A 16,737-nucleotide genomic window follows, 5' to 3' on the forward strand; every position below is an offset into this window, starting at 1 on the left:
ATTGGCCGAAGTCTGCGACATGTTCACACCGCAAGAATGCTGGAACTACTTTTGCGAGGCCGGGTATGCATCAGGTTAAAAGCGCGTAGCTTTAGAATCGCCTTTTACATCCATACCAGCGCTGGCCGAACACCATTATCCGGGCACAGGCGATTTGGCACAAAAGATCGACAATACCTGGCAAAGCCTGGATCGGGCATCAGCCTTACAAGGACCCTTGCTGGTCATGCACGGAACCAAAGACGCGTTGATCCCAATAGAAATGGGGCGACAGATTTTCGCTGCCGCCCCATCAGTTCAAAAACAATTGATCGTCGCCAAGAGAGCCGGACACACGGACCTATGGAGGTCTACCGTCCTGCCGCGTCTTTGGCAGTTTATCGATCAGTTCGCCTTGAGATAGGCATAAATCTCATCCTTGAGAGACCCACGCCGCTTGCGCAAATCCACTTCGGACAATTCCTCGCGCGGCTCGACATTCGTTTCCGCCCGGTGAACTTTGCGGTTCAGTTCGTGATATTCATCGGCCATTTTGGAAAAATGCGCGTCCGAGGTTTTCAGCTCGCTCATTTTTTCAACAAATTCCGGAAACTCTTCGGCCAGCTCGTGAGGGGTGTGGGACATGCAGTGCGCTCCTTTTCGTTAATCCATGAAGAGACTAGGCGGCACTGTTGGCCACCTGCTTTGACAGGGATCAAAAACCAGACAGAAAGTTGAGATTTCTAGCGTTGCGACGTTTCCCAGTCAGGATGGAACCAAGGCGCATCATTTGAGGGTGCCAACATGCCACGTCCCAGAATGTGATCGGCCGCTTTTTCCCCGGTCATGATCGAGGGGCCATTCAGGTTGCCATTGGTGATCCGGGGAAAGATTGAACTGTCGGCCACACGCAGGCCATCCACGCCAATCACGCGGCATTCGGGGTCCACGACGCTCATCGGATCGTCAGCCGCCCCCATGCGACAGGTCCCACAAGGGTGATAGGCGCTTTCGGCGTGCTCCCGGATGAAACTGTCCAATTCCTCGTCAGTTTGCAGCGCTTCACCGGGTTGAATTTCATGTTTCACGTAAGGCTCAAAAGCGTCTTGCGCGAAAATCTCACGTGTGTGGCGCAGGCAGGTTCGAAAATCCTCCCAGTCTTCATCACACGACATGTAGTTGAAAAAGATGTTCGGCGCGGTGTTGGGATCACTGTCCGCCAGCGTCACCTCGCCTCGGGAAGGAGAGCGCATGGGTCCAACATGTGCCTGAAAGCCGTGACCCTCGGCGGCAACCTTGCCGTCATAGCGCACAGCGATCGGCAAAAAGTGATACTGAATATCCGGGTATTTTACCCCAGCTTTGGAACGAATAAAGGCAGCACTTTCGAACTGGTTCGATGCGCCCAAACCTTTTTTGGTGAACAACCATTTTGCGCCGATGACACCCTTCCAGAACAAAGTCCAGTATTTGAACAATGTGATCGGCTGTTTGCAGGCCACCTGCATGTAAACCTCAAGGTGATCCTGTAGATTCTGACCTACACCCGGACGGTCTGCGACAACGTCAATTCCATGGTCGGTCAAATGTTTGGCGGGCCCAATACCCGAAAGCATCAGCATCTTTGGCGAATTAATCGAGCTGGCCGCGAGGATCACTTCGGTATTGGCGCCGATCACTTCGATTTTGCCACCGCGTTCGACTTCCACCCCAACTGCGCGACCATCTTCAATCACAACCTTGCGGGCAAAGGCGCGGATCAGGTTGCAATTGTCCCGCTCCAGAGCGGGGCGCAGATAGGCGTTGGCCGCCGACCACCGCCGCCCTTGCCAGACGGTCATGTCCATCGGGCCAAAGCCCTCTTGTTGCTGGCCATTGTAGTCGTCGGTGGTCTGGTAGCCTGCCTGCTTGCCAGCTTTGACAAAGGCCGTGTGTAGCGGATTATCTCGTGGGCCACGCGACACATGCAAGGGCCCGTCTTTGCCGCGCCATTCTACATCACCGCCCTGCCCGCTTTCGTGCCAGTGCTCCATGCGTCGAAAATAGGGCAGCACATCTGCATACCCCCAGCCAGAGGCGCCACTGTCCTCCCAGTGGTCATAATCGCCAGCGTGGCCCCGCACATAGACCATCCCGTTGATCGAAGACGAGCCACCGATGACCTTGCCGCGTGGAGTCACAAGGGTCCTCCCGCCCAGATGTGGCTCAGGTAAAGTCTTATAACCCCAGTCATAGACGCCCATATTCATGGGATAACTGAGGGCTGCCGGCATTTGGATAAATGGCCCCGCATCGGTTCCACCATGTTCAATGACCAGCACGTCCTTGCCTGCCTCAGACAAACGATAGGCCATCGCGCAGCCAGCGCTACCAGCCCCAACAATCACATAATCCGCGTTCATGTCGCCCCCAGCTTTCTTAAAGGGAATTCTATAAGTATGCCCGGCGCGAAAGCCTCCGCACCGGGCTGTTGCTTCTAGTGCACCTTGTCAATCTTGTGGAAATCGAGATCGCGGTCTTCTGGAGAACTGTCGATCGCCATCACCTCGGCTCTCTTGGCGAACAGTATGTAAGCCAAACATGCCACATAAAGGCCAATCACCACGATACCGATCCACTGGATCTGCAACCATTGGCTCTGGAAGGCAAGAGTCAGACCAAACAGAACAACCGCGTTACCCAGCACGTAAGGCACGGTACCGAAACGCGCTGCGGTCAGGTTCAGGTTGTCGGTGTAAAGACGAATCAATGAGTCAAACGAGTTGATCACAAAGATGATCCCCACAACCATCATGGACACGTTGATCATCAGCGTCAGCTCGATGCTGTTCAGGTGATAATAGTACAGAACCGAGAACCACAGGCCGAGCGGGATCGATGGGAAGATCAGCAGCGCGGCAAGCACCTGCCATGTCTTCATGCCGCCCACAAAACGTGAGGTAAACTGGCCAATCATGATCGACCATGCGAACCACCAGAACAGGTAGAACTCGTGATAATCCGTCATTGGCAGGATGAATTTGTGAATATTGGTGAAATATCCACCGATGTTGGATGCTGTGCCAAACAATCCGCCAAGCCCCATGCCACCAAATCCCCACATAAGCAGGATCAGAGCGGCAAACAGCCCGGTCGATCCAACTGACAGGACACGCACATATTTGATGTCTGTTGACGAGAATGCGGCCACCAGAATAACCAGAAATGTGATGACATAAAACGCAGGGATCACGGTTTCTCCGTCGCCCATAAAGGTCGCGTAATATGGCAGATAGATCAGGAATAGTGCACCGGTAAAGGCGCAGGTGCCGATGATGACGATGTTGTTGATCAGCTTAATGATTGGAATTTCAAAGAACTTCACACGTGGTTCGATCACGCAGAAATAGAAAGTCGTCAAAAAGTAGAACGCCCAGATCAGAAAGCCCCAGAAACCGAACTCCAACGCCAACGGGTTGGTAAACGCGTAGGCGGGTTCGGCAGCGGTGTCCGCATACAATGGAAAATCCCACGCCAGAGGGAACATAATCAGCCCCACATCCAGACCGGACGTGAACAGAATGGCGATGAATGTGAAAAGGTGAACAGGTGTCACACCGACATTGCGCACGTTCCCCCATTTCATCACGCAGAACAATGCCAGCCCAAGCGCCAACAGAATTCCAAATGAAATAATTGCACTCATGAATACCTCCCAGTTTACCGGGCTCATGAAGCCCGCATGACGATGACAGCAGGGCGTATCACAGAAAATTTAAACTTCAAAATTATTTCTTAAATGATCATTCAATTTTTGAAAAGGAAAACCCGCTTGCAGCAAACCCGCAGGCTTGCAAGACTGCCAACATGAGTAGAAAACGCATTCGCGATATTCGACATGATGAACTGATCGCTGCCACCATTACGGCCGTGCACAAACACGGGTTCACCGGCGTGACTATGTCTGAAATTGCGCAAGAGGCGGGCGCAACGGCCGCCAGCATCAACTACTATTTCGGCTCCAAGGAAAACCTGATGGAAGCCACGATGCGCTGGGTATTGCAGCTTTTGAAGGACGCCACACTGGCGCGCTATGCCAATGCACATTCGCCTGAACAACGTTTGATGGCGGTTCTGGATGCAAACTTTTCTGATCGCCTGTTCACTGTCGAACATTGCTCGGTTTGGGTGCAATTCTGGAGCAACGCCCCCTACGTACCCTCGCTGGCCAGATTGCACCGGATCAACCGCGCCCGCGTGACATCGCATTTCCGCGCAGAACTCCGCGCACTCCTGCCCGAAGACCAACGTGAAACCGTGCGCGAAGCCCTGCAAAGCTATATGGACGGCGTTTGGTTGGAAGCCACGCAATCAGCCCGGCCACTCGACCCTGCCAAAACCCGTGCAGACGCCCGGCGTGTAGCCCAACTGCTGCTGGACGCCGCCCCCTAATTTCACTTTTCCCAACGGCTCAGGGATGCGTGTGGTCTTTGCCACGCAGTGAGTATTTGCGGGATAACTGCCCATGCCCACCCAGCAATTGTCCATTTCGAGTGCTTTTGGGGTGAAATGGTTGTTGCACGGGTCTTTTGCCAGAACGGTATTATCAACGAGGCGGCTTCAGTCAGTTCGCTTCAAGGCTCTCTACCGAAGACTTGGGTTCAACGTTTTCGGGAATAGGTCATCAAAAGAATGCAGAGCCTTAGTGAAAATGCAAACACATCGCATGCCGTGAGCCCAGCAGATCGAGCGAATCTGGCAGGGGTAGATTTGTCTGGCACTCCACCCGTCAACGTTGCACAGTATTTCTCGGGAAACGCGGGAACTGGTGTTGTGCCAATCTCCCTAATTACGCTTCCCTGACATAAATTGGCACTTCAGGTTGGTTTTTCAAAATACATTTAGGCAGCGTATCTCTTCGGGAGGGGTGCACATGCGGTTAGGGACAGTAAAATGAGTGCTTCAAGAAACAAAAACGCCAAGCGTGCACCACATGATCTGACGGGAACTGACGGAAGAGACGTTATCCTGGGACGAAAGGGCGATGATCTGATTGATGGTGGCGGGGGCAACGATCACCTTTGGGGTGGCAAGGGCCACGACACACTTATCGGAGGCGCCGGACGCGACCATCTAAACGGTGGCAAAGGCGACGACGTTCTTGTGTACAATGTCTCAGATAACAACAATTCGGTTGACCGCTATCGAGGTGGCAGAGGCAATGACACATTGCGGATTGTCATCGACCAGTCCGACAACAACGCGACGCTGCAGATGCAAATTCAGGCGATAGAGGCCTGGATAAGCTCAGGTGGCAAGGGCCATATGTCCTTTGCGCTTGGAACCTCAACTCTTCATTTGCATTCAATTGAGAACTTCGAACTGATTGTCGAAGGTGGCAACGACGACGAAATCGTCATTGAAGACAGCAACACCGGTTCCCCGGTTGACGTTGATATGACCTCTGACCCTGAAACTGCAGACAATGATCGTGTGGTCACGGTGACAGGTACCGATGACGTTAACGCAACGACTGGCGGTGGCAATGACGTGGTGACCACATCGTCCGGCGACGACGTGATCGACGCTGGCGAAGGCGCAAACCAGATTGACGCAGGGGATGGCAACAACGTTGTCACAACCGCGTCCGGCGCGGACACAATTTCCGCCGGTATTGGCAACGACACCATTGACGCTGGGGCTGGCGACGATTCCATAATATCAGGAGATGGTGATGACATTGTCGACGCGGGCGATGGAGACGACATCATCGTTGGCGGATCAGGCGCTGGAAATGACTATTTCGATGGAGGCGCTGGCGATGACACGGTGACATACCCGTCAGTATCCGCAGCCAGCAATCTGACCATTGACCTGCGCGAGGTCAATCGCGATGGTCAGATACTGGACTCCGGGGCCGGCGGGACGACCCTTGATGTGGGCGCATTCCTAACCGGCATTGGCCATGATGCAGACGAACATGTCGGCTATGCCTACGACAGCAATGACGAAATGTCTTATGACATTCTGGTCAACATCGAAAACGTTGTTGGTGGGGCGGGAAATGACCTGATCTACGGGAATTTCCTAAATAATCAGCTGTTTGGCGGCGCAGGGAACGATGTCATTTATGGCATTGGCGGAGAGAACTACATTGACGGCGGCGACGGAGATGACACGATCATCCTGAGCTATAGTAGCAACGTCATGAACGGTGGCGCGGGCGCTGACACCTTCACCATGCTGGATAGTATTTTCCAAAACCGTATCCTGGATTTCCAAGTTGGTGCGGGCGGAGACGTTCTGGACCTGTCACGTACTGGTGCAACATCGCGTGCCTATGTCGAAAACCTTGCCGCCTATGAGACAGACGTAAACAGCGACGGAACCATTGACCTTGTTCTTCAATATACAAATTGGGGCAGCGCCCAGGATCTGATCCTGGATGGGCTCACGATGGCAGACTGGAATGCGATGAACCTGAATGGACAGGTTACCTATTCCGCGCCCAGCGTCAGCTATTTCGGGACCAGCGCCGACGACAGCGTAGCGCTTGCCGCGCTTGGCTCGGGTGGGGATACGATTTACGCTTACGAGGGGGATGAAACGGTTCGTGTTTTCGGCAACGACTATGTGTTTCAGGGATCAGGTAACGACACGCTCGATTACAGTGATGTCTCGGGATACACTGGCCTGTACTACAACCAACGCTATGACAGTGCCGGCAATTTTGTGTTCGATGGCGGCATCACGGTGGATATTCACGTCACGGATTTCAGCGGCACCCAAAATAACTCGATCGACGGAACCGTCATCAAGGGCAATTTGGGCCAATACGGCACGGACACTCTGGTAGACATTGATGTTGCAACCAGCTCAACAAGTGACGGGCTGGCGATTTACGGAACCGACTTTGCGGATTCCTACACCATTGAACTTGCCGATGATGCCTGGATCGCGATCTATGGTGGGCTCGGCGATGATACTTATACGTTCCGTGGTGGTTCGGGTGGCCGGGTGTCTTACGAAGGACAGAATCTGGCAGTCCATTACGGCGACGGCGCTGGCGGGCGCGCGATTTTTGACGGCACGTCGGTTCTTGCCGGGGTTAATGTCTACGACCTGTCAAACAGCCTTCTCAAGACCGATACGATTGATTACACCAATGCACTGGAAATTGCAGGCGGCAATGGGAATGATGTGTTCCTGGGGGCCGACGGGTTCACGGAACGGTTTATCGGCGGGCGCGGTAACGACTATTTCGATGGTGGTGCGGGCGGGCTTGACCGCGCGCGTTTTGATCGGGGTGGCATCACTTCGATCACTGTTGACCTGACCGATGCCGGAACGGAAACTGTCTCTTATGATGGTGGCGTCGGATCGGGAGGGACGGATTACAATGTGACCATTCTGGGCGTCGAGTTCATTCGCGGCTCAAACGGTGACGACAGCATCACCATGTCCGACGTCGACGAGAAAGTCGAAGGTCGCAGCGGCAACGATATGATCGACGGACAGGGTGGACACGATCTGTTGCTGGGCCAGAACGGTGACGATACAGTTTTGGGTGGTTCCGGCAACGACACCATCTCGGGCGGATCGGAAAATGACGTGCTTTTTGGGGGCATCGGGGACGATTTCATCGAAGGCGAGAGCGGCAACGACGATATGTGGGGCGAAGACGGCGCCGACCTCATCCTCGGCGGGTTGGGAGACGACACGCTGTCTGGCGGTCTGGGCAACGACACCCTGGAAGGCGGATCCGAGGCTGATACCTTCTTGTTTGCGCCGGGTGACGGCAACGATCTGGTCAATGATTTCTCGTATAGCGATGGCGATCGGATCGACGTATCGGCCTACGGATTCACTTCAACGGCGGAATTTGCGTCCATCTCTTTTGACGGAACAAATACTGTTATAGACCTGAACGGAGTCGACACAATCACGCTTGCAAATGCTGACCTGACCGCGTTGATAGACATTGAAAACGCCTTTGTGTTTGATGGTGGCGCGGTCAACGTGATCAACGGCACCTCCGGCGATGACGTGCTAAACGGCACCTCGGGGGCCGATTGGATCATCGGATTGTTGGGAACAGACGAACTCAACGGGGGTGCCGGAGACGACATTCTAAACCCCGGTGACAACTCGTATGACGACATTGTGCGCCCCGGCACCGGGAACAACACAATCATCTACACTGATGCGCTGAACGGGTATCAAACCCTGTCCTACGCGGATTATGTTGCGGCCAATGGGATTGTCGCCTCAATCGATGGGATTGGGAACACGGCCACAGTAAGCCGTGGCGCAGACGGTACAGATACCATTGTTGATATTGCGAACCCTCTGAACGCTGGTTGGGTCGCCGGAGGCTTTGGCTTTGTGACGACAGCGCAGGACGACACGATCACCATTAACAATCAGGCGTCGGGCCAATGGATGCAGCTGTCGATGGACGCAGGCAATGATGTCATCAACGTCTTGTCGGGCATCGTGCGCCTCGATTACCGGAACGCGGCCAACGGGATCACCATTGATCTCGAGAATGGCACCGCCTCAAACGATGGCTGGGGTGACGTGGATACCATCAACGGCAATGTATGGGAGGTGCGCGGCACGAATTTCGCCGACAACATCACCGGCAGCAATGCCAACGAGGCTTTCATTGGCGAACAGGGCAACGATACCATTGATGGTGGTGGCGGAACTGACCGGATCAGATTTGACCGGTCCGGTGTCAGCGATGTCACAGTGGATCTCGCGGCTGAAATCGCGACCGGAACCTGGGGCGGCAACGGCTTTGCTTACACATTGCTCAACATGGAAAATATTCGCGGATCCAATTCGGGCATCGATAACATTTCCGGTTCTGCTGCCGCCGAAACACTGGACGGGCGCGGCGGAGATGATGTTCTGAATGGTCGGGCGGGCAATGATATGCTCATCGGTGGCTCAGGGGCTGATCGCTTTGTCTTTGCCGCCGGAGATGGCGTGGACACTATCAACGACTTTGATTTCGGGGCCGGCGACCAGATTGATTTGGTAGCGTATGGCTATATGTCGAGCACCGATTTCAACAGCTATTCGTTTGACGGTGTAAACACGATCATCAATCTGAATGGGCTGGATGAGGTTGTCTTGCAGAATGTCGATTTGTTGAGTGTATCTCCCTCAGGCGATGCGTTCATTTTTGTCTAGGGATTGAACACCTTTCATTCGCGCGTCTTGGCGTCAACGAAAACCAGGTGATTTGCGGCTTTGCCCGATCACCCGGTTTTGGCCCGGATAACGGTGACAAAAAGCGAACCGGCTGGTTGCGACCAATGCAGCCGGTGCAGCGCCTGTCGGCCTAACAAAGGCCGGACCATTCTCTCAGGACATGATCACGATACGCGCCTTGCGGCTATGACGTCTGTTCGCGGCAAATTTGCAGCGCTTCTTCTGGTTTAAGCACCAAGTCAAGAAGGCCGCAGTAGGGCGTGCGCCCTTTGCGCTGATGATGACGGCATGTGCTGCATATTCCAAACGAGCGACCGCCATTCTTAGCAACAAGTGACCTAAGAGCGTCCGAAAGCGCCCCGTGCAGAATTGCTCTTTCGCGCTCGGGAACAGACCCAACTGCATCGTCAAGAACACCCCTCCGGGCGGCGAGCCTTACACCTTCTGGCGTCAAATCATAAGATATTGAGCGTCTGTCGGTTTCAGATGAAACCTCTGCCACATAACCCTTTCCTACAAGCGATTTGAGCGTCTGAGACATGGTGCCACGCGTTGTGCCGAGGTACTCGGCCACATGAGAGGGAGAGCGAGAAAACCGATTGGCGCGCGACAGGTAGCTGAGTGCAGAGACCTGCGCAGGATTGAGATCCCCTCCCCAGGTTTCCGAAGCGCTCAGACGCGCGAGGCGGGTGATAAGTTGGCTGATATGGGTGTTCTTAGACATTGACCCAATGTAGCGAGTCGAAATTATTATTGCAATAGTTTCGACTCGCTACTATTTTTCTTCCATCGACTCAAACATTGGAGATGAAAATGATCAGATTTCTTACAACCGTCACCGTCGTTGGACTTTGTGCAACAGGCCTATCTGCTGATGACTCTCATGCCATTCACCAAGGTGGCGCGATTGCGCCTGAAGCCAAAACCGCCAAAGTGGCGTCTTTCGACATTCTTGCCGCGCATGTTCATCGGGCTGGCAACATGGTTAGCTTCCACATGACCACAAATGGAGCAGCCGGGAGTGATACTCCTGAAGCCAAAGGCTCTGTTGGTGGTGCGCCTGTCTGGTCCTATGTCTGGCCAACCTCCCTTGATCCAAGCGTCGTTGGTTTTGATGAAGGGGCCGGTATTCTGGCGATGGCCGCGACCAGTCACCCAGACTTTGACGACACGCCACTATTTGACGAAAATCTGGACGGGAGCACCGGCAATGATGGCGGAATCTGGCACAGCCACTGGGTTGTTCTGGCCCCAACTGAGGCGTGCGGTTCGGGATCTCTGGCCGTCAAGGACATCCCCGAGGGGGCGACGCCGAACTTACCCCTGACCTGGCCGGGCTTTCCGATCCTGCTGGACAGCCCCGGCTTTACCCCTGTCTTTGATGGACCGGAAGTAACGATCAACGCCGCGGTTGCCGGAGGTGCACATGGCGCGTCCTATGATGGTGTGACCGCAGCTTTACGGGTCAACGAAAGCGTTCACGCCCCGCTGTTATGCGTTACGGATGTCTTTGATGTCGCCTCGGCTGACCTCTCTCTACCCGGTCGCGTCGAATAAGATTAACGCGTTTCACGACAGGGACCCTATTGATCAGACCCTCAAAACTTCACGAACCCAGACGGTTTTATCTTGCGACAGCCAAGAGCCGTTTGGTTTCGCACTTCGTGAGTTCGCACATCACCTGATTTCGCAGGTAAAAGCCTGTCTTACGAGCCACCACGAGCGATCAAAAACAATGCCCACGGAACGGCGTCTTACTGATCTTGACGTCGATCCAGATCTGGTTCCAAGTTTCGAAATTTCCGCATCCTTTTTCAATCTTTTCCCAACGCGTTTGCCTGAAGATGGCTTATGCCTATTCTCCCCTCGGAAATCGCTGACTCTCTTCCAGCACATTCAAATCCATGTGGTTGCGCATGTAACGCTCGGACGCGTTTTGCATCGGCTGGTAGTCCCACGGCGTGTAGCCTCCTTCGCGCAACGCGTCATAGACCACCCAACGCCGCGCCTGACTTGCCCGCACATCTGCATCAAATTTCTCTAAATCCCAACGCGCCTCAGACTTGGCCCGCAGTGTTTGCACTGTGCCCTGATGCTCTGGTGCTTCGGCCAGATTGGTCAACTCATGCGGGTCCGCCTCAAGGTCAAACAATTGATCGGGGTCGAGAAGACAGCGATTGTACTTCCATTTGCCATAGCGCAGCGACACCATCGGCGCATAAGACGCTTCGGCAGCGTATTCCATCGCCACAGGGGCTGTTCGCGCACCACCCTGCCCCAAATGCACCAGACTTTCACCCGAGGTCCATGGGGACACTTCGTCCATATCAACACCCGCGAGATCACAAAGCGTCGGGCAGATATCGATGCTCGATACAGGTGCTGTGACATTGCCCGGCGCCATGTTGGGGGCGGCAATCATCAGTGGTACACGCGAAGAGCCCTCGTAGAACGACATCTTGAACCACAGGCCACGTTCGCCCAGCATGTCGCCGTGGTCTGACACGAACATGATGATGGCCTCTTGCCGTGTGGCTTCAAGCGCTTCCATCACTTCGCCAATCTTGTCATCAAGATAAGAAATATTGGCAAAATAGGAGCGACGAGATCGGATAATATCCGCCTCAGAAATATCAAACGACTGCCAGTCATTGGCGTCAAGAATGCGTTTGGAATGGGGGTCGTGGTCGTCATAATCCATCGCGCCGACCTCGGGCAGAAGATGTTCGCAATCCTCATAGAGATCCCAGTATTTCTTGCGCGCGACAAAGGGATCATGCGGATGGGTAAAGCTGACTGTCAGACACCAGGGGCGTTCATCGCTACCGCGGGCCAGATCATAAACCTTGCGAGTCGCGTGATAGGCCACCTCATCATCATATTCGAGCTGATTGGTGATTTCGGCCACACCTGCGCCAGTCACCGAGCCCATATTGTGATACCACCAGTCGATGCGTTCACCGGGTTTGCGATAGTCCGGCGTCCAGCCAAAGTCGGGGGGATAGACGTCCGTTGTCAGGCGTTCTTCAAATCCGTGCAGCTGATCTGGTCCAACAAAATGCATCTTGCCGGACAGGCTGGTTTGATATCCAGCACGGCGCAGATGATGCGCATAGGTGGGAATTGAGGCGGAAAATTCCGAGGCGTTGTCGTAAACCCCCGTTGCACTGGGCAACAATCCGGTCATGAAACTTGCCCGCCCCGGAGCACACAGCGGAGAGGCGGTATAGGCATTGGCAAATCGCGTGGACTGGTCTGCCAGTTTGCGAATATTGGGTACATGCAACCAATCGGCAGGGCCATCCTCAAACAAGGTGCCCGTCAGTTGGTCCACCATAAAAATTAGAATATTGGGGTGGGTCATTTGGCGTCTCCTATCAGAGCGTCCAGTGTCAAAAGAACGGTTTCAGCAGCTTGCGGATCAGGGCCCTGTCCGGCCAGCGCCGCACGTAAGTATGCGCCGTCAATCAAAGCCCCCAAAGCAGCCGCGACAGCCTCAGGGTTTGCCACCAAATGCCGCAAGTCAAACAACAGATTTGATTGTAAACGACGTTGATAGATTTGCATCAACCGCGCGGCGTCTTCGTTGGCTTGCGCCATGGCGTAAAAACTAAGCCATGCACTGGTCTTTTTTCGATCAAACACGTGATCCGCAAAATTGGCACGGATCAGAGCTTCGAGCCTTTCTCGCGGTGTTTTGGCACTGAGAAAACCGATGCGGACTTGTTCCGTAAAGACCCCAAGAATATGACGCATAGCCGCTAACAACATCTGCTCTTTGCCGCCGAAGTAATGATGCGCCAACCCCGAACTCATTCCGGCCCGCCGCGCGATCTGCGCCACGGTCACGTCCAGCGATCCAGCTTTGCCAATCTCGACAATGGCCGCATCCACCAAGGCGGCACGCCGTTTGGGTTCCATTCCGACTTTGGGCATGAGCGCTCCGATTCCAGTTGCGCACAGGCTAATTTATTTTTGATTGACTCGTCAATCAACAAAAAACCAGCAACCTGCACCTGCTGCACTATCCGTTGCCCTATTTCAAACTTTGGTTTGATTGATTGTTGGGGTCATCTGCCGGCGCTTCAACACCGCTTCGCGCCATGTGATAAAGCTGATGGCGCTGATAATCACAAAACCGCCCAAAATCACCCAGGGGTCCACACCTTCGTCAAAGATAAGCCAGCCTATAAGAACCGCCCAGACCAATTGCAGGAACGTCACCGGCTGTGTCACCGTGATCGGTGCCGCCGCAAAAGCGAGCGTCATCGTGAAGTGACCTGCCGTGGCAAAACACGCCACTGCAGCCAGAACCGCCATATCTGACCAGCTCGGCGTGACCCAATTCATCGCGGCCAATGGGGCAAGACCGATTGTCACCGTGATCGACAACATGCCCACCACAACCGCCGGATTGAATTTGTCGCTCATGTTTTTTGCGATCAGATAGCCAATTGCGAACAGCACCGAGTTGGCCAGCATGGCCAAATGCCCGGCGTTCACTTCGCGAAATCCGGGGCGCAGGATGATCAGAGCCCCGACCAGTGCTGCGGCCACGGCCAGAATCCGCCGCAGGGCGAGCTTTTCTCCCAAGAAAATCGCCGCCCCGATCGTGACATATATCGGGGCCATGTAGCCCATTGATGTCACATCCGCGATTGGAATTCTGGTCATCGCATAGAACCAGCACACCACACCCAGGGTGTGCACCACGCCACGCAAAGCAAAAAAGCCAAGGTCGCGCCCCGAAAGATGGGCGCTCAGAATCGGGCGGATCATCGGCAACAAGAATGGCAACCCAAGCACATACCGCAAAAAGGCGGCCTCGGCCGCAGGCACTCGGCCATGAAGCGTTTTCACAAGAACATTTACCGCAACGAAACAAAGGCCAGTCAAAAGCATCCAAAGGATGCCCTTCATCGGCTTTGAGGAGGAGGCGTCGGTCATGAGCGCATTAACACCGCTTCACCAGAGCTTGTCGAGACGGGAAACAAGTTAACTTGTTTCATTTGCCAAGTCAGATCAATTCATCAAAAGTTTGGCAGCAATCGCCCACATCGTCAGCCCCACGACGACATCCAGAACTTGCCAGGCCCGCGGATTTGTAAACAAGGGGCGCAACAGGCTGGCTCCAAAGCCCAGAGAAAAGAAAAACACAAAGCTGGCGACCACGGCACCCAACCCAAAACCCCAGGCCGGGTCATATTGTGAGGAAATGCCACCCAGCAAAACTACCGTGTCCAGATAGACATGCGGATTGGCCCAGGTCAGCATCAGGCAAGCCGTCACGGCTGCACCAAGGCTTTTGGCGCCTCTGCCGGTCTCCTTGAGTGCGTCCCCCCCCCGAAATGCCGCCCGAAAACTTATCAGCCCGTAAAACAACAGGAACGCCGCCCCACCCCATCGGGCAAGATCGATGGCCTGAGGATAGGCCTCGACGAGCGCACCAAATCCCAAAACACCCGCCACAATCAGGATGGCATCAGACACCGCGCAGGTCAAAACCAACGCCAGAACATATTCTCCGCGCAGACCTTGGCGCAGCACAAAAGCATTCTGCGCCCCGATTGCCATGATCAGAGAAAACCCTAAGGCAAATCCAGCAAGTGCTGCTTCAAACATCAATCGTCTCCTGTTGCTAAAGCTTGCCTAACGGGCCCATCTGAATTATCCAAATTAAAATTTCTCACACTGGATTAGTTTTGCTAATGCAATTTGACTACGCTCACCTTCAGGCTTTGGCGGCAATTCTGCGCACCGGCAGTTTTGATGGTGCGGCCGCAGAACTCGGGGTCACACAATCGGCGATTTCTCAGCGATTGAAAGCCCTTGAAGATCGTGTCGGCGCCTTGCTGGTACACCGTGGTCATCCCTGTACGGGCACTGATGCAGGACGACGGCTGGCGTCGCATGTGACCAATGTGGGCCTGCTGGAACGTAATCTGGACAAGGACTTGCGGTCACTCGTGCCGGGGCCAGACGCTCCGGTGCGTATTGCTGTCAACGCCGACAGCTTGGCAACATGGCTCCTGCCTGCGCTGGCGAATGTGCCGGATATGTTGTTTGATCTTGTGGTGGATGATCAGGAATACTCAGCCGATTGGCTCCGACGCGGAGAAGTTGCTGCTGCGATCACCTCCAACGATCGGGCAGTGTCGGGGTGTGATTGTCGGGCGCTTGGGAACCTGCATTATGTCGCCACGGCCAGCCCCGACTTTATGCAACGGTACTTTGCGGATGGGGTCACGGCGCAGACCATGTCTGCAGCCCCAATGCTGCGCTTTGATCCCAAGGATTATCTGCAGGGCCGTTGGATGCAAAAGTATCTGGGGCGCAAGCTGACACCTCCCAGCCATCGCCTGCCGTCACCTCAGGGCTTTGTCGAAGCCAGTCTGTTAGGGCTTGGCTGGGGCATGAATCCCGAACTTTTGGTGCGGTCCCATATTGCGTCCGGAGCTCTGGTCCCACTATTGCCCCATGCTGGCTTTGACACGCCGTTGTTCTGGCAATCTGCACGGCTTTTGGGAGACGCGCTGGAGCCGTTGACACGGTCCGTGCAAAGGGCTGCAAAAAATGGTCTCATGCAGGGCTGAAAAAGGAAACGGCGCCACTTGGGCGCCGTTTGGTCAACTGTTTACTGCAAGACGGCATAGCTTACAGCTGATCCATCACCTCGTCCGAGGCTTCAAAATTGGTCGTGACGCGCTGAATATCATCGTCATCCTCCAGGGCATCGATCAGCTTCATCAGCTTTTCCATCGCCTCGAGATCCATTTCCGTTGTGGTCGTGGGCTTCCAAATCAACTTGGTCGACTGCGACTCGCCCAGCGCGGCCTCGAGCGCATTGGACACATCGTTCAAATCGGTATCCACACACCAGATAATATGACCATCTTCCGAGCTTTCGACATCATCAGCCCCGGCCTCAATCGCCGCCTCAAAGATCGCATCCGCGTCGCCTGCATCCGCTGGATAGGTCACCTCACCAGTGCGCTCGAACATAAAGCCAACCGAGCCTGTCTCGCCAAGGTTGCCACCATTCTTAGTAAAGGTTGAGCGCACAGTGGAAGCGGTGCGGTTGCGATTGTCGGTCATGGTCTCAACAATTACGGCGACACCGTTGGGGCCGTAGCCTTCATACCGAATTTCTTCGTATTCGTCACCTTCACCAGCGACAGATTTCTTAATCGCGCGGTCAATCACATCTTTGGGCAAGGACTGGCTTTTGCCTTCCTTAATCGCCATGCGCAGGCGCGGATTTTTATCAGGATCCGGGTCGCCCATTTTCGCGGCGACAGTAATTTCTTTGGACAGCTTCGAGAACAGTTTTGAACGCGCGGCGTCCTGGCGTCCCTTACGATGCTGAATATTCGCCCATTTTGAGTGACCTGCCATGTTGCGCGTCCCATTTGTTTCGTCGGTTTGGCATCATATAGACCAGCCGGGGCCTGACCTGCAAGCGACTGGGCATCACGCGTTTCATCAGTGAATTCCACACCTCACGAAACTATCGGGGAATTTTTGCTTCATCAGCCCGCTTGCCAATCACGCTGCGCT

At 54.5% G+C, this 16,737-nt stretch carries 14 protein-coding genes; 5 read left to right on the plus strand and 9 right to left on the minus strand.

All coding sequences use genetic code 11. The features are described from left to right. The first annotated feature begins 154 nt into the window (after positions 1-154). Positions 155-403: a serine aminopeptidase domain-containing protein gene (locus tag BUC32_RS21230; protein ID WP_073254501.1), complete on the plus strand. Its 249-nt coding sequence runs from the start codon at positions 155-157 to the stop codon at positions 401-403. Here BUC32_RS21230 and BUC32_RS14815 read toward each other — a convergent pair. From BUC32_RS14815 to BUC32_RS14825, 3 genes are all read right to left on the minus strand, one after another. Continuing rightward, complete coding sequence (locus BUC32_RS14815) at positions 385-624, minus strand: YdcH family protein (RefSeq protein WP_073254504.1); 240 nt, start codon at positions 622-624, stop codon at positions 385-387. The genes BUC32_RS21230 and BUC32_RS14815 overlap by 19 nt on opposite strands. A 98-nt stretch (positions 625-722) precedes the next feature. After that, entirely contained in the window at positions 723-2,381 is a 1,659-nt protein-coding gene (betA, locus tag BUC32_RS14820; RefSeq protein WP_073254507.1) for a choline dehydrogenase, read from the minus strand. A 74-nt stretch (positions 2,382-2,455) separates the two neighbouring features. Beyond that, positions 2,456-3,664, minus strand: coding sequence for a BCCT family transporter (locus BUC32_RS14825; RefSeq protein WP_073254698.1), 1,209 nt, complete (start codon positions 3,662-3,664; stop codon positions 2,456-2,458). A gap of 161 nt (positions 3,665-3,825) precedes the next feature. Here BUC32_RS14825 and betI (BUC32_RS14830) point away from each other — a divergent pair, with 161 nt between their 5' ends. After that, complete coding sequence (betI, locus tag BUC32_RS14830; protein WP_073254510.1) at positions 3,826-4,410, plus strand: choline-binding transcriptional repressor BetI; 585 nt, start codon at positions 3,826-3,828, stop codon at positions 4,408-4,410. Between the two features lie 501 nt (positions 4,411-4,911). Then, positions 4,912-9,159, plus strand: a complete 4,248-nt coding sequence (locus BUC32_RS14835) for a beta strand repeat-containing protein (protein ID WP_073254513.1) — start codon at positions 4,912-4,914, stop codon at positions 9,157-9,159. Between the two features lie 205 nt (positions 9,160-9,364). Here the strand turns inward: BUC32_RS14835 and BUC32_RS14840 are convergent, their stop codons facing one another. Next, positions 9,365-9,904, minus strand: a complete 540-nt coding sequence (locus BUC32_RS14840; protein WP_073254516.1) for a MarR family winged helix-turn-helix transcriptional regulator — start codon at positions 9,902-9,904, stop codon at positions 9,365-9,367. A gap of 89 nt (positions 9,905-9,993) precedes the next feature. On the opposite strand from BUC32_RS14840, the gene BUC32_RS14845 reads away from it, so the two are divergent. Then, positions 9,994-10,737, plus strand: coding sequence for a hypothetical protein (locus tag BUC32_RS14845; RefSeq protein WP_073254701.1), 744 nt, complete (start codon positions 9,994-9,996; stop codon positions 10,735-10,737). A 298-nt stretch (positions 10,738-11,035) separates the two neighbouring features. Here BUC32_RS14845 and betC read toward each other — a convergent pair whose 3' ends face one another. The 4 genes from betC to BUC32_RS14865 all read right to left on the minus strand — a co-directional run bounded on the left by betC (position 11,036) and on the right by BUC32_RS14865 (position 14,802). Beyond that, positions 11,036-12,544 (minus strand): choline-sulfatase, encoded by a 1,509-nt coding sequence (gene betC, locus BUC32_RS14850; RefSeq protein WP_073254519.1) that lies wholly within the window; start codon positions 12,542-12,544, stop codon positions 11,036-11,038. Next, positions 12,541-13,116 (minus strand): choline-binding transcriptional repressor BetI, encoded by a 576-nt coding sequence (gene betI / locus BUC32_RS14855; protein WP_073254522.1) that lies wholly within the window; start codon positions 13,114-13,116, stop codon positions 12,541-12,543. Before betI (BUC32_RS14855) ends, betC begins: the two co-directional genes overlap by 4 nt. A gap of 105 nt (positions 13,117-13,221) precedes the next feature. Beyond that, complete coding sequence (locus BUC32_RS14860; protein WP_073254525.1) at positions 13,222-14,127, minus strand: DMT family transporter; 906 nt, start codon at positions 14,125-14,127, stop codon at positions 13,222-13,224. 75 nt (positions 14,128-14,202) lie between these two features. Then, positions 14,203-14,802, minus strand: coding sequence for a LysE/ArgO family amino acid transporter (locus tag BUC32_RS14865; RefSeq protein WP_073254528.1), 600 nt, complete (start codon positions 14,800-14,802; stop codon positions 14,203-14,205). Positions 14,803-14,888: 86 nt separating this feature from the next. Here BUC32_RS14865 and BUC32_RS14870 point away from each other — a divergent pair, with 86 nt between their 5' ends. Further along, positions 14,889-15,773 carry a LysR family transcriptional regulator ArgP gene (locus tag BUC32_RS14870; protein WP_073254531.1) on the plus strand — a complete coding sequence of 295 codons (885 nt, stop codon included), beginning with the start codon at positions 14,889-14,891 and terminating at the stop codon, positions 15,771-15,773. A 61-nt stretch (positions 15,774-15,834) separates the two neighbouring features. On the opposite strand, the gene BUC32_RS14875 is transcribed toward BUC32_RS14870, so the two are convergent. Further along, a complete protein-coding gene (locus tag BUC32_RS14875; protein ID WP_073254533.1) occupies positions 15,835-16,575 on the minus strand; it encodes a YebC/PmpR family DNA-binding transcriptional regulator in 741 nt (246 codons plus the stop codon). Positions 16,576-16,737 lie beyond the last annotated feature (162 nt).

The sequence above is a fragment of the Shimia gijangensis genome (assembly GCF_900142085.1).
Lineage (GTDB): Bacteria > Pseudomonadota > Alphaproteobacteria > Rhodobacterales > Rhodobacteraceae > Shimia > Shimia gijangensis.